Source organism: Sinorhizobium sp. RAC02, from assembly GCF_001713395.1.
Classification (GTDB): domain Bacteria; phylum Pseudomonadota; class Alphaproteobacteria; order Rhizobiales; family Rhizobiaceae; genus Shinella.
Genome location: NZ_CP016450.1, coordinates 3,960,764 through 3,985,904, shown reverse-complemented (window position 1 = coordinate 3,985,904; position 25,141 = coordinate 3,960,764). Strand labels below are relative to the sequence as shown.

Genomic DNA, 25,141 nt, shown 5'->3' with positions numbered 1-25,141 from the left:
AACTACGGGATCGGCAAAATTTTACGAAAACTATACCACGCGGCCGAACCGTTAAATAACACTTCGTTGCTAGCTTCACGCCACATTATGAAGATGGCGGGTGAGCTCTCATGACGAAGAAGATTGCGGAACAGACGTGGACGTCCCGGATATCGCGGGATCGTCGCGGCAATTTCGGAATGATGACGGCAATCCTCTTGCCGGTGATACTTGCGACCGCCGGCGTGGCGATCGACTTGACCAATATGGTGATGACAAGAGGCGAGCTTCAGGACGCGACCGACGCAGCAGCGCTTGCTGCCGCATCCGCCCTTGCAAATGACAATAAGAGCCCCGCGGAAGCGAAGGAAATCGCCATGCGCTTCCTGAAGGCGCAGATTTCCAGCAAGGGCAGTGCCGTCGGCGAAGGCGAGACCAAGAAGGACGAGAACGATATCGACTCGGCCACGACCATCACGATCAAGGAAACCCCCTTGTCTGGCTCCGGCAAGTCGTTCAGCATCGATGTCTCGACCAAATATGTCCTGCAGTTCAACGCCTTCACGCGACTGCTCGGCCAGAAATCGACGACGATGAACGCGACGAGCTCGGCCGAGAGCGCCACGGAATCGAAGAACGCACTTTCGATGTTCCTGGTGCTCGACCGGTCCGGCTCAATGGCATGGATCACGGATGAGAAGGAAGCGGATCTCACCAAGAAGTGCCAAAACCATACGGAACAGAATTGGTTCAATGCCAACCTGAAGGCAACCGCGCCGTGCTACATTTCGAAGATCGCGGCCCTCAAGACGGCAGCAGCGAGCCTTTTTACCCAGTTAAACACTGCCGATCCGAAGAGCACGCTCGTGCGCACGGGGGCCGTCGCCTATAACGACCAGATGTTTCCCGCTGTCGATCTGGCCTGGGGCACAGGTGGGGCGCTCACCTATGTCAACGCCATTCCGAAGGTTCCCGAAGGCGGCACCGATTCCAGTGGCGCTTTCGCGAAGGCCCTGGAAAAGCTGAACGATCCTAACGAGGCCACGCTTCACAAGAACAAGAACGGCCAGGTTCCTTCGCGCTATATCGTCTTCATGACCGACGGTGCGAACACCCACTATAAGGGTGCCACCAACAATACGAAATCGGACGAGGAAACGAAGAAGAGCTGCGATGCTGCGCGCACCGCCAAGGTCGAGGTCTATACCGTCGCCTTCATGGCGCCGGAGCGTGGCAAGACCCTTCTGAAGTACTGCGCGACCACCGGCTCGAACTATTTCGAAGCGACGAACATGGCGGCCCTCGTCTCCGCCTTCAAGGCGATCGGCGACCGCACGGCCGCAGCCATGGCGCGACTGACCAAATAAGTCGGCACGCCTCCACGAAATTCACAAAAAGCCGGCCCGCTGCATGCAAATGCGGCGGGCCTTTTAGCATTCTTCTTGTATTTCAGGCATGCTGAAAATGCATGCGCCCTTTCTTGAAAACGCGTATTGCAAGCGCTTCGGATAGATGCATAAATTGATTTAAACGTGATTTTCGCAAGAAACGAACGCAATGAATGCGAAGGGGCAAAGTTCACCAATGATGAACCGGGTTACCAACAACGACCTCGCTCCCGCTCTCCGATCTTCCGACGTCGAACAGCTCGCCACAGAGCTTCTCGAGCGTCTGAAATACCGTATCGGCAAGGACCCGAAAGTCGCCAAGCCGCATGACTGGCTGACCGCCGCCATCCTGGTCGCGCGCGACCGCATCACCGACAAGTGGATGGACAGCACCCGCCGCACCTACGCGACCGGCGCAAAGCGCGTCTATTATCTATCGCTGGAATTCCTGATCGGTCGCCTGATGCGCGATGCGATGACCAATACCGGCATCATGGACGCGATGCGCGAGGCGCTCGCCTTTCACGGTGTCGATATCGACGTCATCGCGGAGCTTGAGCCCGATGCCGCGCTCGGCAATGGCGGCCTGGGCCGTCTTGCAGCCTGTTTCATGGAAAGCATGGCAACGGTGGACGTGCCGGCCTATGGCTACGGCATCCGCTACGTGCACGGCCTGTTCCGCCAGCAGATGGCGGACGGCTGGCAGGTCGAACTGCCCGAAACCTGGCTTGCGCACGGCAATCCCTGGGAATTCGAACGCCGCGAAAGCTCCTACGAAATCGGCTTCGGCGGCGCCGTCGAGACGATCAACATCGGCGAGGACAAGCAGCGCTTCGTCTGGAAGCCGGCCGAGCGCGTCATCGCCACCGCCTTCGACACGCCGGCCGTCGGCTGGCGGGCAAAGCGCGTCAACACGCTGCGCCTGTGGGCCGCCAACCCGATCGACCCGATCCTGCTCGACGCCTTCAATGCCGGCGACCACATTGGCGCATTGAAGGAGAGCAACAAGGCTGAAAGCCTGACGCGCGTGCTCTATCCGGCCGATGCCACGGCCGCGGGACAGGAGTTGCGCCTGCGCCAGGAATTCTTCTTCTGCTCCGCCTCGCTGCAGGACATCCTGCGCCGCCATCTCCAGCAATATCCGGACTTCACGTCCCTGCCGGACGCCGTCGCGATCCAGCTCAACGACACGCACCCGGCCATTTCCGTCACCGAACTCGTACGCCTCCTCACCGACGTGCACGGGCTGGATTTCGATGCGGCCTGGGACATCACCCGCCGCACCTTCTCCTACACCAACCACACGCTGTTGCCGGAAGCACTGGAAACCTGGCCTGTACCGCTGCTCGAACGGCTACTGCCGCGGCACATGCAGATCGTCTATGCGATCAACGCCAAAATCCTGCTCGAGGCCCGCAAGCAGGCGGGTTTCGAAGACCAGCGCATCCGCAGCATCTCGCTGATCGAGGAATCCGGCGAGCGCCGCGTGCGCATGGGCAACCTCGCTTTCGTCGGTTCGCACTCGATCAACGGCGTGTCCGCGCTGCATACGGAGCTGATGAAGGAAACGGTCTTCGCCGACCTGCACAAGCTCTACCCGGACCGCATCAACAACAAGACGAACGGCATCACCCCGCGGCGCTGGCTGATGCAGTGCAATCCGGGCCTCTTCAATCTGATCCGCGAAGCGATCGGCGACGCCTTCATGGACGATGCCGAGCAGCTGAAGGCACTCGACGCCTTTGCCGACAAGAAGGACTTCCAGGAGCGTTTCGCCGCGATCAAGCGCGAGAACAAGAACCGTCTCGCCAATCTGGTGGGCAGCCGCATGGGCGTGCGCATCGATCCCGCCGCGATGTTCGACATCCAGATCAAGCGCATCCACGAATACAAGCGCCAACTCCTCAACATCATCGAGGCCGTGGCGCTGTACGACCAGATCCGCTCGCATCCGGAACTCGACTGGGTGCCACGCGTAAAACTCTTCGCCGGCAAGGCTGCGCCGAGCTACCACAATGCCAAGCTGATCATCAAGCTCGCCAACGACGTGGCGAAGGTGATCAACAACGACCCGTCCGTGCGCGGCCTGCTCAAGGTCGTCTTCGTGCCGAACTACAATGTCTCGCTCGCCGAGATCATGGTGCCGGCCGCAGACCTCTCGGAACAGATTTCCACCGCCGGCATGGAAGCGTCGGGAACCGGCAACATGAAGTTCGCGTTGAACGGAGCGCTGACGATCGGCACCCTCGATGGGGCCAATGTCGAGATGCGTGATCATGTTGGCGAGGAGAACATCGTGATTTTCGGCATGACCGCAGATGAAGTGGCGAAGGTCAGGGCCGACGGGCACAATCCGCGCGCCATCATCGAGCAGTCGAAAGAGCTGTCCCAGGCACTCGCCGCCATTTCCTCCGGTGTCTTCTCGCCGGATGACCGCAACCGCTTCACGGGCCTCATCGACGGCATCTACAATCACGACTGGTTCATGGTGGCGGCCGACTTCGACGCCTACGCCAAGGCGCAGCGCGATGTCGATACCATCTGGGCCGACAAGACTTCCTGGTATTCCAAGACCATTCGCAACACGGCGCGCATGGGCTGGTTCTCCTCCGATCGTACGATCCGTCAATACGCCAAGGAAATCTGGAGAGCCTGATGACCGCACCGCCGAAAAAAGGCACGACGGAGCAACCGTCAGAACTTCTGGCGAAAACGGACATTGATGCAATTTTGGAAAGCCGGCATTGGGACCCGTTCGCAGTGCTCGGCCTTCACGAGGCGGGGGGTAAATTTATCGCCCGCTGCTTCCTTCCCGGCGCGGCGGAGGCTACCGCCGAAACCCTGGCAGGCAAGGAAATCGGCCTGCTCAGGCAGGTCGATCCGGCCGGCGTCTTCGCCGGCGAAGTCTCCCTCAAGAAGTTCCAGCCGATCCGCTATCGCGCCCGCAACGAAGGCGGCGAATGGATCGTCATCGATCCCTACAGCTTCGGCCCGGTGCTTGGGCCCATGGACGACTACTATATCCGCGAAGGCTCGCACCTAAGGCTCTTCGACAAGATGGGCGCCCATCCGATGACGCTCGACGGCATCGACGGCTTCCACTTCGCTGTCTGGGCGCCGAATGCCAAGCGCGTCTCCGTCGTCGGCAATTTCAACAACTGGGACGGCCGGTTGAACGCCATGCGGCTGCGCCGCGATACCGGCATCTGGGAAATCTTCCTGCCCGGCATCACCGAGGGCCATGCCTACAAATACGAGATCGTCGGCCCGAGCGGTGAGGTTCTGCCGCTGAAGGCAGATCCCTTCGCCCGCCGCTCGGAACTGCGTCCGAACAATGCGTCGATGACGACGGGTCCCATTGCCCAGGAATGGGAAGACGAGGCGCATCTCGCCCATTGGGCCGCGGCGGACGCCCGCCGGCAGCCGATCTCCATTTACGAAGTGCATGCCGGGTCCTGGCAGCGGCACGGCAATGGGGAATTTCTCACCTGGGACGAACTCGCCGACCGGCTGATCCCCTACTGCGTCGACATGGGCTTCACCCATATCGAGTTCCTGCCGATCACCGAGTTTCCCTTCGATCCGTCCTGGGGCTATCAGACGACTGGCCTCTATTCGCCGACAGCGCGCTTCGGCGAACCGGAAGGTTTTGCCCGCTTCGTCAACGGCTGCCACAAGGTCGGCATCGGCGTCATCCTCGATTGGGTGCCGGCGCACTTCCCGACGGATGCCCATGGCCTGCGCCAGTTCGACGGCACGGCGCTCTACGAACACGCCGATCCGCGGCAGGGTTTCCATCCCGACTGGAACACGGCGATCTACAATTTCGGCCGCGCCGAAGTTCTCGCCTATCTCATCAACAACGCACTCTATTGGGCGGAAAAATTCCATCTCGACGGCCTGCGCGTCGATGCCGTCGCCTCGATGCTCTACCTCGACTATTCGCGTAAACACGGCGAATGGGTGCCGAACGAATACGGCGGCAACGAGAACCTGGAGGCCGTACGCTTCCTGCAATCGATGAACAGCCACGTCTATGCCGGCCATCCCGGCATCCTGACGATCGCGGAAGAATCCACCTCCTGGCCCAAGGTGTCGGCGCCGGTGCATGACGGCGGCCTCGGCTTCGGCTTCAAGTGGAACATGGGCTTCATGCACGACACGCTGCAATATCTGTCGCGTGAATCGGTGCACCGCAAGTTCCACCACAACGACATGACCTTTGGCCTGCTCTATGCCTTTACGGAGAACTTCGTGCTGCCGCTGTCGCATGACGAGGTCGTGCACGGCAAAGGCTCGCTGATCGCCAAGATGGCCGGCGACGACTGGCAGAAGTTCGCCAACCTGCGCGCCTATTACGGCTTCATGTGGGGGTATCCCGGCAAGAAGCTGCTCTTCATGGGCCAGGAATTCGCGCAGTGGCAGGAATGGAGCGAGGAAAGATCGCTCGACTGGAACTTGCTGGAATATCCGCTGCACGAAGGCATGCGCCGGCTGGTGCGCGACCTCAACGGCACCTATCGCCGCAAGGCCACGTTGCACGCCCGCGACTGCGAAGGCGACGGCTTCGAATGGCTGATTGCCGACGACCGGGAAAACTCGGTCTTTGCCTGGCTGCGCAAGGCGCCCGGCGAAAAGCCGATCGCCGTCATCACCAACTTCACCCCCGTCTACCGCGAGAATTACGCGATCCCGCTTCCGGCGGAGGGCCGCTGGCGGGAAATCCTCAACACCGATGCCGAAATCTACGGCGGCAGCGGCAAGGGCAACGGCGGTGCAGTACAAGCCAAGAAACAAGCCAACGGAACGATCTCAGCCGCGCTCACCTTGCCGCCTTTGGCAACGCTGATGCTGGAGCTGGACGTATAATTCGACTGTCGGGAGGACGGACACTATGGAGCAAAAGCGGATTCAACCCCTCGCCCGTGACGCGATGGCCTATGTTCTTGCCGGCGGTCGAGGAAGCCGCCTGAAGGAACTGACGGACCGGCGCGCCAAGCCTGCCGTCTATTTCGGCGGCAAGGCGCGCATCATCGATTTTGCGCTGTCCAATGCGCTGAACTCGGGTATCCGCCGTATCGGCGTCGCGACACAATACAAGGCGCATTCGCTGATCCGCCACCTGCAGCGCGGCTGGAACTTCTTCCGCCCGGAACGTAACGAAAGCTTCGACATCCTGCCGGCCAGCCAGCGCGTTTCCGAAACGCAGTGGTACGAGGGTACGGCCGACGCGGTCTACCAGAACATCGATATCATCGAGGACTACGGCGTCGAGTACATGGTCATCCTTGCGGGCGACCATATCTACAAGATGGACTACGAGCTGATGCTCCAGCAGCATGTCGATTCCGGCGCGCAGGTCACCATCGGCTGCTTGGAAGTGCCGCGCATGGAAGCGACCGGCTTCGGCGTCATGCATGTCGACGAGAAGGACCAGATCATCGCCTTCGTGGAAAAGCCGGCCGACCCGCCGGGCATTCCCGGCAATCCGGAAATGGCGCTGGCCTCGATGGGCATCTACGTCTTCCACACCAAGTTCCTGATGGAATTGCTGCGCCGCGACGCTGCCGACCCGACGTCGAGCCGCGACTTCGGCAAGGACATCATCCCCTACATCGTCGAGCACGGCAAAGCCGTCGCCCACCGCTTCAACCAGTCCTGCGTGCGTTCGGATTTCGAGCGTGAAGCCTATTGGCGCGACGTCGGCACGATCGACGCCTACTGGCAGGCCAATATCGACCTGACACACATCACCCCCGAACTCGACATCTACGACAGCACCTGGCCGATCTGGACTTTCGCCGAGATCAAGCCGCCGGCGAAGTTCGTGCATGACGACGAGGACCGCCGCGGTTCGGCAATCTCGTCGCTGGTGTCGGGTGACTGCATCATTTCCGGCTCGACGCTGCACCGCAGCCTGCTCTTCACCGGCGTGCGTGCCAATTCCTATGCCCGCCTTGAAGGGGCCGTCGTTCTGCCGAATGTCATGGTCGGCCGCCATGCCAACCTCAAGAATGTCGTCATCGATCGCGGCGTCATCATTCCGGAAGGCCTCGTCGTCGGTGAGGAACCGGAACTCGACGCCAAACGTTTCCGTCGGTCGGAAAACGGCATCTGCCTCATCACCCAACCGATGATCGACAAGCTGGAGCTGTAGTCGACCAATGAAAATCCTTTCGGTGGCATCCGAAGTATTCCCGCTCATCAAGACGGGAGGCCTCGCCGACGTCGCCGGCGCATTGCCGATCGCGCTCGCCGGGCATGGCATGCAGATGCGCACGTTGATGCCCGGCTATCCTGGTGTCATGCAGCGCCTGAGCACCGTCGATGTGGTCGCCACTTTCGACGACCTGCTCGGCGAGCCGGCACGCATTCTCGCTACCACGCATGAGGGCCTCGACATCCTCGTGTTGGATGCGCCGGGCTTCTACGATCGTCCGGGCGGGCCGTATACCGATGCCACCGGCAAGGATTTCGTCGACAACTGGCGCCGCTTCGCAGCGCTCTCCTTCGCGGGCGCGGAAATCGCCCGCGGGCTCTTGCCGGATTGGCAGCCGGACATTGTGCAGGCCCATGACTGGCAGGCGGCGATGACGGCCGTTTACATGCGCTACACGGGTCTCCAGCACATTCCCACCATCATCACCGTGCACAATCTCGCCTTCCAGGGTCAGTTCGGCGCCGATATTTTTCCGGACCTCGGCCTGCCACCGGAGGCCTTCACCGTGGATGGACTGGAATATTACGGCGATGTCGGCTTCCTGAAGGGAGGGCTGCGCACAGCCTGGTCGATCACCACGGTCAGCCCAACCTATGCACACGAGATCATGACGCCGGAATACGGCATGGGCCTCGAAGGCCTGATGAATGCGCGCGCCTCCGATCTCGTCGGCCTCGTCAACGGCATCGACACTGCCGTGTGGAGCCCCGAAACGGACGCCCATATCGCCCGCACCTATGCCGCCGGCTCCCTCAAGCAGCGTGCCGTCAACCGGCAGGCGCTCGCCGAGCGTTTCAGCCTCGTACAGGACACCGGCCCGATCTTCTGCGTCGTCAGCCGCCTCACCTGGCAGAAGGGCATCGATCTCATCGCCGAGACGGCCGACTGGATCGTCGAGCAGGGCGGTAAGCTTGCCGTGCTCGGCTCCGGTGACCAGGGCCTCGAAGGCGCGCTGCTCGCCGCCGCCTCCCGCCATCGTGGCCGCATCGGCATCGTCATCGGCTACAACGAGCCGCTGTCGCATCTCATGCAGGCCGGCGCCGACGCGATCCTCATCCCGTCGCGCTTCGAGCCCTGCGGCCTCACCCAGCTCTATGGCCTGCGCTACGGCTGCGTTCCCATCGTCGCACGCACCGGCGGCCTTGCCGACACCGTGATCGACGCCAACGAGGCCGCCCTTTCCGCCCGCGTCGCAACGGGCTTCCAGTTCACCCCGATCAATGCCGAGGGCCTGCAACACGCGCTGCGCCGGGTCTTCAAGGCCTATAGCGAGCCCAAAATCTGGGCCCGCATCCAGAACCAGGGCATGAAGTCCGACGTTTCCTGGGAAAACAGCGCCGCGCGTTATGCCGACCTCTATTCCAGCCTTCTTTCGCGAGTCTAAGCCATGACCATCAACACCGTTTCGACGACGCCCTACACCGACCAGAAGCCCGGCACGTCCGGCCTGCGCAAGAAGGTGCCCGTCTTCCAGCAGGCCAACTATGCGGAGAACTTCATCCAGTCGATCTTCGATTCGCTGGAGGGCTTTGCCGGCCAGACCCTGGTGATCGGCGGCGATGGCCGATACTACAACCGCGAAGTCATCCAGCTCGCCATCAAGATGGCCGCCGCCAACGGGTTCGGCCGCGTGCTCGTCGGCCGTGGCGGCATCCTGTCGACGCCCGCCGCGTCCAACGTCATCCGCAAATACCAGGCCTTCGGCGGCATCGTGCTCTCCGCCAGCCACAATCCCGGCGGCCCGACCGAAGACTTCGGCATCAAGTACAATATCGGCAATGGCGGCCCGGCGCCGGAAAAGATCACCGATGCGATCTTCGCCCGCACCCTGTCGATCGACAGCTACAAGATCGCCGACGCCGACGATCTCAACCTCGACCTCGAGGGCAGCCATGAAATCGAGGGCATGACGGTCACGGTCATCGATCCCGTCGCCGACTATGCCGCGCTGATGGAACAGCTTTTCGATTTCGACGCCATCCGCGGCCTGCTCTCCGGCGGGTTCCGCATCGTCTTCGACGCGATGAGCGCCGTCACCGGCCCCTATGCCAAGGAAATCCTCGAAAACCGCCTCGGCGCGAGCAAGGGCTCGGTGCTGAACTTCATGCCGCTGCCCGATTTCGGCGGCCATCACCCGGACCCGAACCTCGTGCATGCCCGCGCCCTCTACGAGGCGATGATGGCCGACGACGCGCCGGACTTCGGCGCCGCCTCCGACGGCGACGGTGACCGCAACCTGATCATCGGCAAGGGCATCTTCGTGACCCCCTCCGACAGCCTCGCGCTGCTCGCCGCCAACGCCCATTTGGCCCCCGGCTATGCTGCGGGCCTCGCCGGCATCGCCCGCTCCATGCCGACATCCGGTGCGGCCGACCGCGTCGCGGAAAAACTCGGCATCGGCATCTACGAAACGCCGACCGGCTGGAAATTCTTCGGCAACCTGCTCGATGCCGGCCTTGCCACGATCTGCGGCGAGGAAAGTGCCGGCACCGGCTCCAACCATGTGCGCGAGAAGGACGGCCTCTGGGCGGTGCTGCTCTGGCTCAACATCCTCGCCGTGCGCAAGGAAAGCGTGCTCGACATCGTCGAGCAGCATTGGGCGACCTACGGCCGCAACTACTATTCCCGCCACGACTACGAGGAAGTCGACACCGATGCCGCGAATGGCCTGGTAGCGAACCTGCGCGACCAGCTCGCGACCCTTCCCGGCAAGTCTTTCGGTGCTCTCACCGTCGCAACGGCAGACGACTTTGCCTACAACGACCCGGTCGATCAGTCGGTGAGCAAGAACCAGGGCATCCGCATTCTCTTCGAAGGCGGCTCGCGCGTGGTCTTCCGCCTGTCCGGCACCGGCACCTCGGGCGCCACGCTGCGCGTCTACATCGAGCGCTTCGAGCCGGACGCCGCGCGCCATGACGTCGAGACGCAGGAGGCGCTTTCCGACCTCATCACCGTCGCCGACACGATCGCCGGCATCAAGAGCCGCACCGGCCGCGACGCGCCAACCGTGATCACCTGAGATGACGACAATCGCCCCCTCCTTCGCACCGGGCGCCACGCTCTCCGGGGAGGGGGTGGAGTTCTCGGTCTATTCGCACGATGCCGGCCGCGTCGAGCTTTGCCTGTTCGACGATGATGGCAACACGGAACTCGCCCGCCTCACCATGGGGCGGGATGAAAACGGCTTCCACCGCGTCTTCGTCGAGGGCGCCGCAGAAGGCACGCGCTACGGTTTTCGCGCGGACGGCGTCTATTCGCCGGATCACGGCCTGTGGTTCGACCCGGCCAAGTTGCTGGTTGACCCCTATGCCAAGGAACTCGATCGCCCCTTCGTGCATGATGGCCGGCTGACGCTCCTCGGCACGGACACGGCGGCCATCGTGCCAAAGGCCATCGTCACCCGCGACGTGCTCGTCAACGTAAAACCACCGATCTTCCGTCCCGGCGGCTTCGTCTATGAAATTGCCGTGCGCAGCTTCACCATGCTGCACCCGGACGTGCCGGAGGCCATGCGCGGCACGGTCGCAGCCTTGGCCCACCCCGCCGTGCTCGCCCATCTCAAACGCCTCGGCGTCGATGCGGTCGAGTTGATGCCGATCACCGCCTGGATCGACGAGCGCCACCTGCCACCGCTCGGCCTGTCCAACAGCTGGGGCTACAACCCGATCGCACTGATGGCGCTCGACCCACGCCTCGTGCCGGGCGGCATGACGGAACTCGCCGACACCGTCGCGGCCCTGCGCGCGGAAAATATCGGTGTCGTGCTCGATCTCGTCTTCAACCATTCCGGCGAGAGCGACCGCCATGGCGCGACGCTCTCCATGCGCGGCCTCGACAACCTCACCTATTACCGCCATGTGGAGGGTCGACCCGGCGAACTGATCAACGACACCGGCTGCGGCAACACCATTGCCGGTGAGCACCCCGTCGTCCGCCAGCTCGTGCTCGACAGCCTGCGCTATTTCGTGCGCCATGCCGGCGTCGATGGTTTCCGCTTCGACCTCGCGACGATCCTCGGCCGCGAGACCGACGGCTTTTCCGCCCACGCCGCCCTGCTGTCTGAAATCTGCGCCGACCCGCTGTTGAAAGACCGCGTGCTGATCGCCGAACCCTGGGATATCGGCCCCGGCGGCTACCAGCTCGGCAATTTCCCCGCCCCCTTCCTGGAATGGAACGACCGCTACCGCGACGACACACGCACTTTCTGGCGCGGCGACAGCCATCGGCTAGGGTCTTTCGTCACCGCCTTTGCCGGCTCCTCCGACATTTTTTCACGCCACGGCGGGGACAGCACACGAACCGTCAATTTCCTCGCCGCCCATGATGGCTTCACGCTGATGGACCTCGTTTCGCACACGGTGAAGCACAACGAGGCGAACGGCGAGGACAACCGCGACGGCCACAACGAAAACCACTCCTGGAACAATGGCGTCGAGGGTGCGACGACGGACGGCGCGGTGCTGTCCGCCCGCCGCGCCGATGTGAAGGCGCTGCTGTCCAGCCTCTTCCTCTCGCGCGGCACGGTGATGCTGACGGCCGGCGACGAGGGCGGGCGCAGCCAGCAGGGCAACAACAATGCCTATTGCCAGGACAATGCCATCACCTGGATGCATTGGGACAGGCTGGACGAAGGCCTGATCGAGCACACCGCCATGCTCGCAGCGATCCGCAAGCGTTTTCCCGCGCTTGGCGAGACCACATTCCTCAGCGGCGCGGGCGATGTCGAGTGGCTGACGCTGGCAGGCAGCCCGATGACCGTCGGCGACTGGGAAGCGCCGTTCGCCGGAACCCTGCTTGCCCTTTTGAAGACACCTGATCTACAGCAGCAACGGATCGTTCATCTTGCGCTTGCCATCAACCGGACTCATGGCGCGCAAGCTCTTGCCTTGCCGCCCCCGGAGGGGCGAGAGTGGACGAGCCTGCTTTCTGCCAACCATCCCGCGACTGGTCTCCTTCATCCACGCAGCGTCGAGATTTTTGTCGAAAAGCATTGATCTTCATTGCCCGGACAAACCGCCCCTCTAGAAGAGGCGCGAATCGATCGACGGGAAAGCCCTATGCCAGACAATATCCACCTGAAAGACATTGCCGCCCTCGTCGGCACGGAGCTCGGCCTGTCACGCTGGTTCACCGTCGACCAGACGATGATCGACCGCTTTGCCGAGGCCACGGAAGACCATCAGTTCATTCACACCGATCCCGTGCGCGCGGCGGCGGAAACCCCCTTCGGCGGCACGATCGCCCACGGCTTCCTGACGCTCTCACTGCTCTCGGCAATGAACTACGACTGCGTTCCGCGCATCGTCGAACAGACGATGGGCATCAATTACGGGTTTGATAAAGTTCGCTTCATGACGCCGGTGAAGAGCGGCGCGCGCGTGCGCGGCCGCTTCGTTCTCGCCGAAGCCCGCTTCCGCGGCGCCGGCATGGTGACGATCCGCTACGACGTGACGGTCGAGATCGAGGACGAGCGCAAGCCGGCGCTGACGGCCGACTGGATCACCATCATCCAGTTCGACCCGAAGGACCGTCCGGAGGACGTGTGAAGGTTCGATCTGCCACCCCGGAGGATCTGACGGCGCTTGGCGCCTGCGATTTCTCCTTCCTCATCACTCGCGAGGCCGCGCCGCCCTTCGAAGGCGACTGGCTGGCCCATGCGCGCCCGGTCGAGCCCTATCCGAAAAGTTATGGCTTCGATCCGGCGGAACTGGCGCTGCATGTGGCGACGGATGACAAGGGCCTCTTTGTCGTCGTCGGCGACGAGGCGCCTGTCGGCTACATCGCGCTGTCGCGCGAATGGAACGATCTCGCCTCGATCGATGATCTTGCCGTCGACATGGAATGGCGCGGCACCGGTGCCGCACAACGTCTGATGCAGCAGGCGGTCACCTGGGCGAAGGAGAAGGACCTACCCGGCATCCGGCTCGAGACCCAGACGACCAATGTCGCAGCCTGCCGGTTCTACATGCGCCAGGGATTTACCCTCGGCGGCCACGACCGGTACCTGTACAAAGGGCTGTCCCCCGGCACGCGAGAGACAGCCCTGTTTTTCTATCGCTTCTTCTGATCCGGGATCAGAGCCCGGCGTCTTCCGCACCTTCGGCAAGAATGCCGAAGGCGTACGACGAGAACGAACGCCAGCATTCGACGCGATAATCCTCTTCGCCCGTGCGCAGGAGCACGATCTCGATCTTGCCGAGCACGGTGCGGGCCGCGGCACCGACCGGGAAGATCGTCTTGCCGAGATCGAGCGGGCAGCTGCTGGCAATCGCACCGGCCGCATCCGGCCCGGAAACGAGGATCGCCGTGTTGCGGTGGGAAACGTCCGTGGCCGAATGCAGCGCCGAAACGCCGGAGGCGATCGCCATCAGGTCGGTGCCGTTCTCATCGATCAGCAGCCACTCGTCCGGCCCGAGCCAGAGCGCGTGGCGGCCACTGACCGATGCCGAAGTTTTGGGCCGCTGCGGCAGTTCAAGGCCGAAGGCCAGCGACAGCGTGCCGATGGCGTCGATGCCGGCACGCAGCGACAGGCGGGTTGCGGGGGCGGCGGGCGTGACGCGCGCGCCGGCGGAACCACCATGACGGCCGGCGAGCGGCGCCTTGCGGAGAGCTTGATCAGCCATTGAGGCGTCCTCCTTCCTTGTCGACAAAGACCATGTCGCTGACTTCGACCGCGATGGTGCGGTCGGGCATCGGCACGTAGAGCGTCTGGCCCAAACGGGCCTGGCCACCGGCGACGAGTGCCATGGCAATCGAGCGGCCGCAGTTCTCCGACCAGTAGGACGATGTCACATGGCCGAGCATGGTCATCGGCTTCGGCTGGTTCGGATCGGCGACGATCTGCGCGCCCTCCTCCAGAACCACGGTCGGATCCTTGGTCAACAGGCCGACGAGCTGCTTGCGGCCTTCCTTGACGAGGTCGGGCCGCTTCAGGCCGCGAATGCCGACGAAGTCGGTCTTCTTCTTGGAGACCGCCCAGCTGAGGCTGGCATCGTGCGGCGTGACGGTACCGTCCGTATCCTGGCCGACAATGATGTAGCCCTTTTCGGCGCGCAGGACGTGCATGGTTTCGGTGCCGTAGGCGCAGGCGCCGAGCGGTTCGGCACGCGCCCAGATGGCTTCCCAGACGGCCTGGCCGTAATCGGCCGGCACGTTGACTTCGAAGCCCGCCTCGCCCGTGAACGACATGCGGAAGAGCCTTGTCGGCACGCCGCAGATCTTGCCTTCACGCACGCTCATATGCGGGAAGGCCTCATTCGTCATGTCGATGCCTTCGACCAGCGGCGCGAGGATTTCGCGTGCCTTCGGGCCTTGCACGGCGATGACCGCCCACTGTTCCGTGGTCGAGGTCAGCCACACCTTGAGATACGGGAATTCCGTCTGGAGATAGTCTTCCATGTGGTTCATGACACGCGGCGCACCGCCCGTCGTGGTGGTGACGTGGAAGCGATCCTCGGCGAGGCGCCCGACGACGCCGTCGTCATAGACGAAACCGTCTTCGCGCAGCATGATACCATAGCGGCAGCGACCGGGCTTCAGCGTGTCCCAGGCATTGGTGTACATCAGGTTGAGGAATTCGGCCGCATCCGGGCCGACAACCTCAATCTTGCCGAGCGTCGAGGCATCGAACAGGCCGGCGGCGTTACGCACCGTACGGCACTCGCGGTTGACCGCATCGTGCATGGTTTCGCCGGAACGCGGATAGTACCAGGCGCGCTTCCAGTTGCCGACATCCTCGAAGACGGCGCCATGCGCCTCCTCCCAGGCATGCATCGGCGTCTTGCGCGCCGGATCGAACAGGTCGCCGCGCGAATGGCTGATCAGCGCACCGAAGGTCACCGGCGTATAGGGCGCGCGGAAGGTGGTGAGGCCGATCTTCGGGATTTCGCGGTTCAGCACTTCTGAGGCGATGGCAAGGCCATGGATGTTGGACAGCTTGCCCTGATCCGTCGCCATGCCATTGGTGGTGAAGCGCTTGATATGCTCGATCGAGTGCATGCCCTCGCGTACGGCAAGGCGGATATCCTTGGCGCAGACGTCGTTCTGGAAATCGACGAAGGCCTTCACCGTCGTATCGATACCCGCGCCCTCGGCGCTGCCCGCCATGCCGCCGGTCCATTCGAAGGCATTTTCGCCGCGAAGCTCGACCTTGGCGCCACCCTCGTTGCCGGTGGCGCGTGCCATCAACTCGCCGGCTGCCAGCGATTCCTCGATGGTTGCCTGAAGGCCGTCCGTGCCGTTGCACGAACCGACGGAAAGGCAGTCCTGCGCATAGGTGCCCGGCAGGAAACGGCCGGAGGCCGCGTCATAGGCGACCTTGCCGCGTGACTGCGAGAACAGATGCACGGACGGCGTCCAGCCGGCGGACATCAGGAGCGCATCGACCGGGATCGCGCGGGCCGAACCGCCGCCATTGCGGGCGACCGAGATGGATGAGACGCGCAGCTTGCCCTTGGTGTCGACGACCGAATGCCCGGTGAGCACTTCGATGCCGAGCTTGCGGGCTTCCGTCAGGACGGCATCGCCCGGCTTTTCGCGGTTGTCGACGATGGCGGCGATGGTGACGCCCGCCCGCTTGAGGTCGAACGCGGCTTCATAGGCCGAGTCGCTTGCCGTATAGACGCCAATCTTGCGGCCGACGGCAACGCCGAAATGGTTGAGATAGGTGCGCGCCGCCGACGCGAGCATGATGCCCGGACGGTCATTGTTGGCGAACACCATGTGGCGCTCGATCGAGCCTGTGGCGATAATCACGCGCTTGGCGCGGACCTGCCAGAGCCGTTCGCGCGGCAGCTTCTTGTCCGGGCGCGGGAGATGATCCGTCACGCGTTCGACGAGGCCGACGAAATTGTGGTTGTAGTAGCCGAAGGCCGTCGTGCGGGTGAGAACAGTAACGTTCTCCATCGCCTTCAGCTTGGCGGCCGTCGCCTGCGCCCATTCGTAACCGCTCTTGCCGTCAATGGTGACGGAGGTGTCGTAGTGCAGCGCACCGCCGACTTCCGGCTGCTCGTCGACGAGGATGACGCGGGCACCGGCTTCGGCGGCGGCAAGCGCTGCGGAAAGGCCAGCAACACCACCGCCGGCGACCAGAACATCGCAATAGGCGTAACGGTTGGCGTAGTGATCAGGATCTTCTTCGGTCGGCGCGACGCCGAGGCCGGCGGCCTTGCGGATAAAGGGCTCGTAGACCTTCTCCCAGGCGGCCTTCGGCCACATGAAGGTCTTGTAGTAGAAGCCGGCGGCGAAGAACGGCGACATCAGGTTGTTGACGCCGCCGATATCGAACGACAGCGAGGGCCAGCGGTTCTGCGATTCCACCTTCATGCCGTCGAAGACTTCCTGCACCGGCGCGCGCACGTTCGGCTGGCGGCGGGCGGCGTCGCGGGAAACGTCAATCAGCGCATTCGGCTCTTCCGGACCGGCCGAAAGAATGCCGCGCGGACGGTGATACTTGAACGACCGACCGACGAGGTGCACGCCGTTGGCGAGCAGCGCGGAGGCGACGGTATCACCCTCCAGCGCCTGATAGGTCTTTCCGTCGAAGGTGAAACGCGCCGTCTTGGCGGGCGTCAGGCGGCCCTGACCGGCAATACGATTAGCACCGCTCATTGCGCGGTTCCTTCCGTGGCTTCATAGGTTTCGCCCACTTTTTCAGCGGGGGCTTTTTCCGTGGCGGGCGCGGCGCCGGAAAGATCGGGCTTCGGCTCGCCGGCCTTGTAGCTCATGACGAATTTGTCGCTCACCGTGTCGCGTGCCGCATTGAAGAAGCGACCGCAGCCATGGATATGGCGCCAGCGTTCGAAGATCAGGCCCTTCGGGTTGTCGCGCAGGAAGAAGAATTCCTGGAACTCCTCGTCGGTGATGTCGGCCATGTTGGTCGGCCGGGCGATGTGCGCGTCGCCACCGTGGCGGAATTCGAGCTCCGAGCGCTCTTCCTCGCAGTAGGGGCAGTAGATCAGCAGCATTGGTTCCTACCTGTTTAAAGCTCTGGTTCCGTCACGTGCGTGCCCGGTTCCTGGTCGCAAAGTCGCTGGCCCATAGTGACGAAGGGCACAATCCGATGAAGCAGTTGCGCCGTGTTGTCATAGGGGGCCAGCACGTCCGTTATTCCGATATTGGCCATGCTCATCGCAAAGAGGTTGATGTCGATATGATAGGCGCGCTCCACGTCTTCGCCGGGGATGAAGTAGACCAACCGCTCCCCGAGCATTTTTGCGCATCCCAGCATCCCGCTCTCAGCGATAAAGGGCCAATTCTGCTCGCCCGCCGCCTTGTGGATCGTCTGAAACCGGAAATCATCGGGTTCAGGAATGATCGAACTCACCGGCACCACGCCAGCGGTCATCAGCAACCCGGCAACGAGCACGCCATGCATCAGTGGGCCACCGCCGCCGCCGCTGCCTCGTCGATGAGGCGACCGGTACGGAAGCGGTCGAGCGTCAAACCGGACGCCAGCTTGTGCGGCTCGCCCTTCGCAATGAGATGCGCGAAGAGGTGCGCCGAACCCGGCGTCGCCTTGAAGCCGCCGGTGCCCCAGCCGCAATTGACGAAGAGGTTCGGAACCGGCGTCACGCCCTGGATCGCCGAACGGTCCGGCGTGTTGTCGGTGATGCCGCCCCACTGGCGCATCATCTTGACGCGGCGAAACATCGGGAAGAGCTCGCAAATCGCATCCAGCGTATGGGTGATGATCTGGAGGCCGCCGGTCTGGGAATACGAATTGTACTGGTCCGTGCCCGCGCCGATGACGAGTTCGCCCTTGTCCGACTGCGAGATGTAGGCATGCACCGAGTTGGACATGACCACGCAGGGGAAGATCGGCTTCATCGGCTCGGACACCAGCGCCTGCAGCGGCACGGAATGCAGCGGCAGCTTGACGTCGGCCATCGACAGGATGACCGAGTTGTGGCCGGAGGCCGACACGGCGATCTTCTTGGCGCCGATGAAACCCTTCGAGGTTTCCACACCCGTCACCGCCCCGTCCGGCCCGCGGCGAATGCCCTTGACCTCGCAGTTCTGGATGACATGCACGCCGCGATCCGACGCAGCACGCGCATAGCCCCAGGCAACGGCGTCGTGGCGGGCGGTGCCGCCGCGGCGCTGGAGGGCCGCACCGTTGATCGGGTAGCGGGCCGTCGCGGAAATATCGAGCGGCGGGCAGAATTCCTTCGCCTGCTGCGGCGTCAGCCATTCATTGTCGATGCCGTGCAGACGATTGGCATGGATGTGACGGCCGAAGGACTGCTTGTCGTGCACATTGTGCGACAGCATCATCACGCCGCGCGGCGAGTACATGACATTGTAGTTGAGATCCTGGCTCAGCCCTTCCCAGAGCTTCAGCGAATGCTCGTAGATGTCCATGCTCTCGTCATAGAGATAGTTCGAGCGGATGATCGTCGTGTTGCGGCCGGTATTGCCGCCGCCGAGCCAGCCCTTCTCGATCACCGCGACATTGGTGATGCCGTGCTCCTTGGCAAGGTAATAGGCAGCGCCCAGCCCGTGGCCGCCCCCGCCGATGATGATCACATCGTATTCCTTGCGCGGCTCGGGCGAGGTCCACTGTGCCTCCCACCCCTTGTGGCCGCGCAGCGCCTCGCGGGCGACGGCGAAAACCGAATATTTGCGCATCCCAAGTCCTCAACGTCTCGCCAGCATTGGCCAGCTTGTTTCCTGCCTCGATAGAAAGCAAATCCTGGCGCCGGACAACGTATTCTTTGCGACGCAATCAGGCGCACCTTGTACCACATGCGACATGACCCGCATTGAGGCTGCTGCGACGGTTTTGCAGGGGCCCGGCACAAATATCCTTAACATCGGCGAGGTCGAGGCTGGACTTCTCCGCGACGATCTGGTATCCGACCCACCAATTGCCGGCCCAGCGGGCTGCGCGAACGCAATCTATTTGCCTGACGGACTCTGATCGCCGGGCTTACAACCAACCGAAGGAACGGGATTCTCGTGCAGGTACTAGTCCGCGACAACAACGTTGATCAGGCTCTCCGCGCTCTCAAGAAGAAGATGCAGCGCGAAGGTATTTTTCGTGAAATGAAGATGCGCGACTTCTATGAGAAGCCGTCGCAGAAGCGTGCGCGCGAAAAGGCCGAAGCCGTTCGCCGCGTTCGCAAGCTGGCCCGCAAGCGCGCACAGCGCGAAGCTGGCGGCGTCACTGCTCGTCCGGGCGCCCGTTAATCGGCCGTCATTTCGACGTTTTCGAATGCAAGACCGGGCGGGGGCGAACATATCGCCGCCGCCTTTTTTGACGTGATCGGAATTTTTTCACCATTGTGAAAGACTTCCCGTGCGATTTCGGGCGTATCAGCTACGCGTCTTTGCCCCGAATTGCCCGCTGGTTACCTCTGCAATCGACGCCGATTTCAGAGGTAATCAGCAACAATTAAAGGACCGCGGCGTCCTTAACGTGTCATAGATGACGCGTCACGCTGTGAAGGCCGTAGCGTATTTCTTCGCGCATGAGGCGCGACAGAAGCCCACTTTGAGGATTCGCACTTGGACATGGCTGCATCTACCGGGTTCCCGATCGACCGTTTCTCCTCCTCGGCCGCCCGCTTGCGCCGCCCCCTGATGGCCGCTGTCGCCGCCACGTCCCTCGCCTTGCTGCTCACCGGCTGCCAGTCGACCGCAACGTCTACGGATGTGCTGAAGGTCGAGCGCGCGCAGGGCTCGGAAGAGAACATCTCCTCGCTCTCGGCCGTCATTGCCGCCAATCCCCAAGATGCCGGAGCCTACAACGTGCGCGGTTCGGCCTATGGCCGTGCTGGTCAGCATCGTCGCGCCATCGATGACTTCAACCGTGCAATCGAGCTCAACCCGCGCCTCTACCAGGCCTATGCGAACCGCGCGCTCGTCGAGCGCAGCACGGGCGACACGGCGCAGGCGGCAGCCGACTACAACACGGCGCTGCAGCTCAACCCCAATTATGACGTCGCCTATATCGGCCGCGGCAACCTCTATCGGCAAGCCGGCCGCCTCGACGACGCGTTCGGCGATTTCAACAAGGCGATCCAGCTCGATACGACCGACCCGCGCGCCTATCACAATCGCGGCCTGATCTATCAGGTCCGCCGCCAGCACGACAAGGCGATCGACGACTTCTCGAAGGCCATCTCGCTCTCGCCGAACTCGGCAGAACCCTATAACGGCCGCGGCATTTCCTATGCCGCGCAGGGCGACGACGACAATGCGTTCTCGGATTTCAACACGGCGATCAACCTCGACGGCAAGCTCGCCGAATCCTGGGCGAACCAGGCGCTGATCTATGAGCGCCGCGGCGAGATGGCGCGCGCCGCCAAGTCCTATTCGCACGCCCTCAAGCTCGATCCGAACTACGCACCGGCCAAGGCTGGCCTCGCCCGCACCCGCGGCGCGGTCAACACCGCCAAGCCGGCCTGATCGCGTCCATCGTCCAAACGAAAAAGCGGCGGCATAACGTTTTTATGCCGCTGCGGTGTGCTCTCGCATTCTCGCGTCTAGGATGACCATCATTCCGCATGCCGACAAGGCGGCGGCTCCCGACCTTCAACTGGCTCTGAGTTCCGTACAACGCGTTTTGATGATGCGGCCTCTTCCAGCATCAGGAACGGGCGGCCGACGAACCCCATACCGCTGGCCCCTGCTCCGTGGCGGTCAATCGATCCGCTGGTCCATCGTTGCCGCCGGCACCTCGTGCGCAGGATGCTGCCGGACGATCTTTGCCGGAACACCAGCGACCGTGGTGTGCGGCGGAACGTTTTCCAGCACCACGCTGCCCGCCGCGACCTTGCTATAGGCACCGATCTCGATATTTCCCAGGATTTGCGCGCCGGCGCCGATGAGCACACCGCGGCGCACCTTCGGATGCCGGTCGCCCTTGTCGCGGCCCGTGCCGCCGAGCGTCACGTGCTGCAACATCGAAACGTCATCCTCGATGACCGCCGTTTCGCCGATCACGATGCCCGAGCCATGGTCGAGCATGATGCCGCGGCCGAGGCGTGCAGCGGGGTGGATGTCCACGCCGAAGACCAGCGATGCTTGCGAGGAAAGCCAGCGCGCACCCTCTATCCGGCCGTCACGCCACAGGCGATAGGCGAAGCGATGGACCTGAAGAGCCTGAAACCCCTTGAGGTTGAGGAGCGCGGCAAGCGGATCGGGATTGGCCGGATCGCGTGTCGTGATGGCAATGAGATCGGCTTCCGTCTCGGCGAGCAGTTCCCCGTCTTCGACGGAGGCGAGAATCTGCACGGCAAGTGCCCGGTCGCCGGCCGAATGGGCAAGCCGCGCGGCAAGCGTGCCGATCAGCATCTGCCGACCGGTCGAGGCCTTGCGGACGGGAAGGAGAAGTTCTGCCAGATGCGGCTGGCGACTGCCGATAATCTCGGCGGTGGCGCGCATCTGCGCCCAGATCGCTCCGTCCGGGCGATTGGCGACAGGCAATACATGCAGGCTCGCCTGGGGCGCCATGGCCGATCTCCTATCCGGCGAGGTCGATGACGCCACAATCACCAGCCTCGCTGGCGAAGGCAAGCAGTTTTCCGTTCTTGCTCCAGGCCATGGAGGTGACGGCACCCTTGCCGGGGCGGCGCAGCAGCACCTCGCGGCTGTCGGCAAACCGGGCGGCGAGCACCATGCCGTCGGAGTAGCCGATGGCGACGACCTCTTCCGCCGGGTGGCAGGCGACGGCCGTGACCATGACGTCGGCGCGGGTACCGAGTTCCAGCGGCGGCTTGCCCATCGGGCCATCCTTGGCCGAGAAGGGCCAGACTATGGCGGCGGGTGCACCCGAGGAAGCGAGCCACTTGCCCTTGGCGGACCAGGAGAGCGACTTCACCTTGGTGGGGTAGCCGGTCATGCGCATGTGACGGGTGTCGCCACCCGGTTTGCTGTCGAGCTTCCAGCCATGCAGGGCGTTTTCCTGCATGCTGGTGACGACGAAACGGCCATCGGGCGAGAAAGTGATGCCTGTATGGGCGCCCTTCCATTCGAGATCGACCGGCTGGGCCGCCATGGCTACCCAGTGCAGCGACGCGCCGTTGTAGCGCGCCAGGCCGATGCGAAGCCCTTTCGGCGCGAAGGCAACGCCTTCGACGGACCGTGTCTCGACGAATTCCTTGATCGTGCCGTCCGCAAGCCGAACGCGGGCCGTGCGACCTTCTGCGAAACCGACGGCACCCTGCGGCCCGGCGGCAACGATGGAAATCCACTTGCGCGGCACTTCGGCAAGCAGCGTCACCGTTCCGTCGGCGGCGATGCGCTGCACCTTGCCGTCCTCGCCGCCGGTGATCAGCGTGTCGTTCGCGTCATCACGCACACAGGCGAGCAGGCCGTCATGCGCCTCGGTGACCTTTTGGCCATGGTCGAGGCGATGGATGGCGCCGGAGGCGGAAGCGAAGAACGGCACGTCGCCGAGGAAGGCGGCCGCAACAATGTGGCCGTCGAGATCAAGAGGCGCGACTGTCGGCATCAGTAGGTATCTTTCGTCCGCATGACGGTGTCCATAAACCGCTTCACACTTTTCGGTGTCATGCTTGGGCTGCCTCGCAGGCCTTGAAGGTGCGTTCGATCTTCTCGCGGTCGAGATCGCGGCCGATGAAGACGAGGCGGCTTTCGCGCTTCTCGCCATCCTTCCAGGCGCGCTGGTGGTCGCCCTCGACGATCATGTGCACGCCCTGCACGACATACCGCTCATCATCGCCGGCAAAGGCGATGATGCCCTTGAGGCGCAGGATGTTCGGGCCGTCGGTCTGGGTGATCTTCTGGATCCACGGGAAGAAGCGGTCCGGGTTCATCTCGCCACCGCGCAGCGAGATCGACTGCACCGTCACGTCATGGATCGGCGAGACGCTGTGGTCATGGTGATGGTGGTCATAATCGTGGTGGTGATGATCGTGATCATGGTGCGCATGATCGTGGTCGTGGTGATGATGATGGTCATGGCCGCAATCCGGGCCGCAGGCATGGTCCGGGTGGTCATGGTCGAGGAAGTGCGGATCGTTTTCGAGCGCACGCTCCAGGTTGAACGCACCCTGATCCAGAACCTTGGTGAGGTCGATTTCCGAACGGGTGGTGCGGTGGATGCGGGCGGACGGGTTGATCACGCGCACCGTTGCCTCGATCCGCGCCAGCTCTTCCGGGCTGACGAGGTCGGTCTTGTTGATCAGCACGACGTCGGCGAAGGCGATCTGGTCCTCGGCCTCGCGGCTGTCCTTCAGGCGCAGCGGCAGATGTTTTGCGTCGACGAGGGCGACGACAGCGTCGAGTTCGGTCTTCTGGCGCACATCGTCGTCCATGAAGAAGGTCTGGGCGACCGGCACCGGATCGGCAAGGCCGGTGGTCTCGACGATGATCGCGTCGAAGCGGCCGGGGCGGCGCATCAGGCCTTCGACGACGCGGATCAGGTCGCCGCGCACCGTGCAGCAGATGCAGCCGTTGTTCATTTCGTAGATTTCTTCGTCCGACTCGACGATCAGGTCGTTGTCGATGCCGATCTCGCCGAACTCGTTGACGATGACGGCATATTTCTTGCCGTGGTTGCCGGTGAGGATACGGTTGAGCAGCGTCGTCTTGCCGGCGCCGAGATAGCCGGTGAGCACGGTGACGGGAATGGGCTTGGGAAGGGCTGTTTCGGTCATGGGAACCTCGAGCGGTGGCAGGGACGGCTGAGACGTCCGGTTGGCGACTGATATAGGAGATCGAACGGGCCAGCGCAAATGCCGGATGGCGTTAGCGGAGCGTATCCGCATCGAATGCGGCGACGTCCTCAAGAAGGGCGACGAGGCCGCGGACGGCATGGGCAATCAGCCGCTCGCCTTTTTCCGCTGTCGCAGCGCTGGCGTCGCCGGCGACACCCTGCGGGTTGAGGTCGGACATTTTCCAGCCGAAGGCATGCGGCCCGTAGGCGCGCAGATGCGCGAAGCGGGCGGCAAACTCCGCCTGTCGAGAGCCGAAACGCTCCGCCTTGTCCATGCGGACGAGGTCCGGATGAAGCGCCAGCATCACGGACGTCTCGATATCGCCGCCATGGATGTCGATTGCCTTGTCCTCCGCAGCGATCCAGCCGTCCGGCTGGCCGAAACGAGTCCAGGCCGTCGCCACCACGAGCATGTCGAAGCGGATGCGCGCCTCGGTCGCGACGATCGTCATCAGGGGCGAATTGCCGCCATGCGCGTTGAGCAGCACGAGCTTGCGGATGCCGAAACGATTGAGATCCCCTGCAATGCCGAGCCAGCGTTCGATGGCCTCGGCGTAACCCAGCGAGCGTGTACCCGGCACGTCGAGATGTTCCGGCGAATAGCCGACGGGCTCGGCGGGCAGTAATGTTACCGGCAGATGCGTGGGCAGCACGGCAGCCAGCCGGGCGGCAATGCCCTCGGCGATCAGCGTATCCGTTTCGAATGGCAGGTGGGGGCCATGGCCTTCATGGGCGCCAAGCGGCAGTACAGCGATCCAGCCTGTGCGCGCCTCCGGCGGCAGGTCCAGATCGTTGTCGGTCCATCGCATCTTGGGATGCGCCATTCCGGGCCTCCGATCTTCACTTGCCGCCTGCCGCTTTCCTGAGTCA

20 protein-coding genes are annotated in these 25,141 nt (G+C 63.2%); 11 read left to right on the top strand and 9 right to left on the bottom strand.

Features of this window, described 5'->3' with window-relative positions:
• Nucleotides 1-110 precede the first annotated feature (110 nt).
• The 9 genes from BSY16_RS19040 to BSY16_RS19000 all read left to right on the top strand — a co-directional run bounded on the left by BSY16_RS19040 (nucleotide 111) and on the right by BSY16_RS19000 (nucleotide 13,654).
• Nucleotides 111-1,346: a TadE/TadG family type IV pilus assembly protein gene (locus BSY16_RS19040; protein WP_069061131.1), complete on the top strand. Its 1,236-nt coding sequence runs from the start codon at nucleotides 111-113 to the stop codon at nucleotides 1,344-1,346.
• Nucleotides 1,347-1,563: 217 nt separating this feature from the next.
• Nucleotides 1,564-4,023 carry a glycogen/starch/alpha-glucan phosphorylase gene (locus BSY16_RS19035; RefSeq protein ID WP_150130001.1) on the top strand — a complete coding sequence of 820 codons (2,460 nt, stop codon included), beginning with the start codon at nucleotides 1,564-1,566 and terminating at the stop codon, nucleotides 4,021-4,023.
• Complete coding sequence (gene glgB, locus BSY16_RS19030; protein WP_069061130.1) at nucleotides 4,023-6,236, top strand: 1,4-alpha-glucan branching protein GlgB; 2,214 nt, start codon at nucleotides 4,023-4,025, stop codon at nucleotides 6,234-6,236. The genes BSY16_RS19035 and glgB overlap by 1 nt, the downstream gene beginning before the upstream one ends.
• Nucleotides 6,237-6,261: 25 nt before the next feature.
• Nucleotides 6,262-7,524 (top strand): glucose-1-phosphate adenylyltransferase, encoded by a 1,263-nt coding sequence (glgC, locus tag BSY16_RS19025; protein WP_069061129.1) that lies wholly within the window; start codon nucleotides 6,262-6,264, stop codon nucleotides 7,522-7,524.
• 7 nt (nucleotides 7,525-7,531) lie between these two features.
• Nucleotides 7,532-8,971, top strand: a complete 1,440-nt coding sequence (glgA, locus tag BSY16_RS32015) for a glycogen synthase GlgA (RefSeq protein WP_069061128.1) — start codon at nucleotides 7,532-7,534, stop codon at nucleotides 8,969-8,971.
• A 3-nt stretch (nucleotides 8,972-8,974) separates the two neighbouring features.
• On the top strand, nucleotides 8,975-10,606 hold the full coding sequence (locus BSY16_RS32010; RefSeq protein ID WP_069061127.1) for an alpha-D-glucose phosphate-specific phosphoglucomutase: 1,632 nt from the start codon (nucleotides 8,975-8,977) through the stop codon (nucleotides 10,604-10,606).
• 1 nt (nucleotide 10,607) lies between these two features.
• Nucleotides 10,608-12,581, top strand: coding sequence for a glycogen debranching protein GlgX (gene glgX, locus BSY16_RS19010; RefSeq protein WP_069061126.1), 1,974 nt, complete (start codon nucleotides 10,608-10,610; stop codon nucleotides 12,579-12,581).
• Between the two features lie 63 nt (nucleotides 12,582-12,644).
• Nucleotides 12,645-13,133 carry a MaoC family dehydratase gene (locus tag BSY16_RS19005; protein WP_069061125.1) on the top strand — a complete coding sequence of 163 codons (489 nt, stop codon included), beginning with the start codon at nucleotides 12,645-12,647 and terminating at the stop codon, nucleotides 13,131-13,133.
• On the top strand, nucleotides 13,130-13,654 hold the full coding sequence (locus tag BSY16_RS19000) for a GNAT family N-acetyltransferase (RefSeq protein ID WP_083242948.1): 525 nt from the start codon (nucleotides 13,130-13,132) through the stop codon (nucleotides 13,652-13,654). The genes BSY16_RS19005 and BSY16_RS19000 overlap by 4 nt, the downstream gene beginning before the upstream one ends.
• Nucleotides 13,655-13,661: 7 nt before the next feature.
• Here the strand turns inward: BSY16_RS19000 and BSY16_RS18995 are convergent, their stop codons facing one another.
• Genes BSY16_RS18995 through BSY16_RS18975 form a run of 5 tightly spaced genes read right to left on the bottom strand, consistent with a single transcriptional unit; the run spans nucleotide 13,662 to nucleotide 19,215 of the window.
• Complete coding sequence (locus BSY16_RS18995) at nucleotides 13,662-14,210, bottom strand: sarcosine oxidase subunit gamma (RefSeq protein WP_069061123.1); 549 nt, start codon at nucleotides 14,208-14,210, stop codon at nucleotides 13,662-13,664.
• Entirely contained in the window at nucleotides 14,203-17,196 is a 2,994-nt protein-coding gene (locus BSY16_RS18990) for a sarcosine oxidase subunit alpha (protein WP_069061122.1), read from the bottom strand. Before BSY16_RS18990 ends, BSY16_RS18995 begins: the two co-directional genes overlap by 8 nt.
• Nucleotides 17,193-17,552 (bottom strand): sarcosine oxidase subunit delta, encoded by a 360-nt coding sequence (locus tag BSY16_RS18985; protein ID WP_069061121.1) that lies wholly within the window; start codon nucleotides 17,550-17,552, stop codon nucleotides 17,193-17,195. The genes BSY16_RS18990 and BSY16_RS18985 overlap by 4 nt, the downstream gene beginning before the upstream one ends.
• 14 nt (nucleotides 17,553-17,566) lie before the next feature.
• Entirely contained in the window at nucleotides 17,567-17,962 is a 396-nt protein-coding gene (locus BSY16_RS18980) for a hypothetical protein (RefSeq protein WP_069061120.1), read from the bottom strand.
• A complete protein-coding gene (locus tag BSY16_RS18975; protein WP_069061119.1) occupies nucleotides 17,962-19,215 on the bottom strand; it encodes a sarcosine oxidase subunit beta family protein in 1,254 nt (417 codons plus the stop codon). Before BSY16_RS18975 ends, BSY16_RS18980 begins: the two co-directional genes overlap by 1 nt.
• Nucleotides 19,216-19,545: 330 nt before the next feature.
• Between BSY16_RS18975 and rpsU the strand changes: the two genes are divergently transcribed.
• Both rpsU and BSY16_RS18965 read left to right on the top strand, forming a co-directional pair.
• Nucleotides 19,546-19,776: a 30S ribosomal protein S21 gene (gene rpsU, locus BSY16_RS18970; protein ID WP_069061118.1), complete on the top strand. Its 231-nt coding sequence runs from the start codon at nucleotides 19,546-19,548 to the stop codon at nucleotides 19,774-19,776.
• A gap of 324 nt (nucleotides 19,777-20,100) precedes the next feature.
• A complete protein-coding gene (locus BSY16_RS18965; RefSeq protein WP_069061117.1) occupies nucleotides 20,101-20,997 on the top strand; it encodes a tetratricopeptide repeat protein in 897 nt (298 codons plus the stop codon).
• Nucleotides 20,998-21,231: 234 nt separating this feature from the next.
• On the opposite strand, the gene cysE is transcribed toward BSY16_RS18965, so the two are convergent.
• The 4 genes from cysE to BSY16_RS18945 all read right to left on the bottom strand — a co-directional run bounded on the left by cysE (nucleotide 21,232) and on the right by BSY16_RS18945 (nucleotide 25,095).
• Entirely contained in the window at nucleotides 21,232-22,044 is an 813-nt protein-coding gene (gene cysE, locus BSY16_RS18960) for a serine O-acetyltransferase (protein WP_069061116.1), read from the bottom strand.
• A gap of 10 nt (nucleotides 22,045-22,054) precedes the next feature.
• Nucleotides 22,055-23,044, bottom strand: coding sequence for a WD40 repeat domain-containing protein (locus BSY16_RS18955; RefSeq protein ID WP_069061115.1), 990 nt, complete (start codon nucleotides 23,042-23,044; stop codon nucleotides 22,055-22,057).
• 58 nt (nucleotides 23,045-23,102) lie between these two features.
• Entirely contained in the window at nucleotides 23,103-24,212 is a 1,110-nt protein-coding gene (locus BSY16_RS18950) for a CobW family GTP-binding protein (RefSeq protein ID WP_069061114.1), read from the bottom strand.
• Nucleotides 24,213-24,303: 91 nt separating this feature from the next.
• On the bottom strand, nucleotides 24,304-25,095 hold the full coding sequence (locus tag BSY16_RS18945; protein WP_069061113.1) for a creatininase family protein: 792 nt from the start codon (nucleotides 25,093-25,095) through the stop codon (nucleotides 24,304-24,306).
• Between the last annotated feature and the right edge of the window lie 46 nt (nucleotides 25,096-25,141).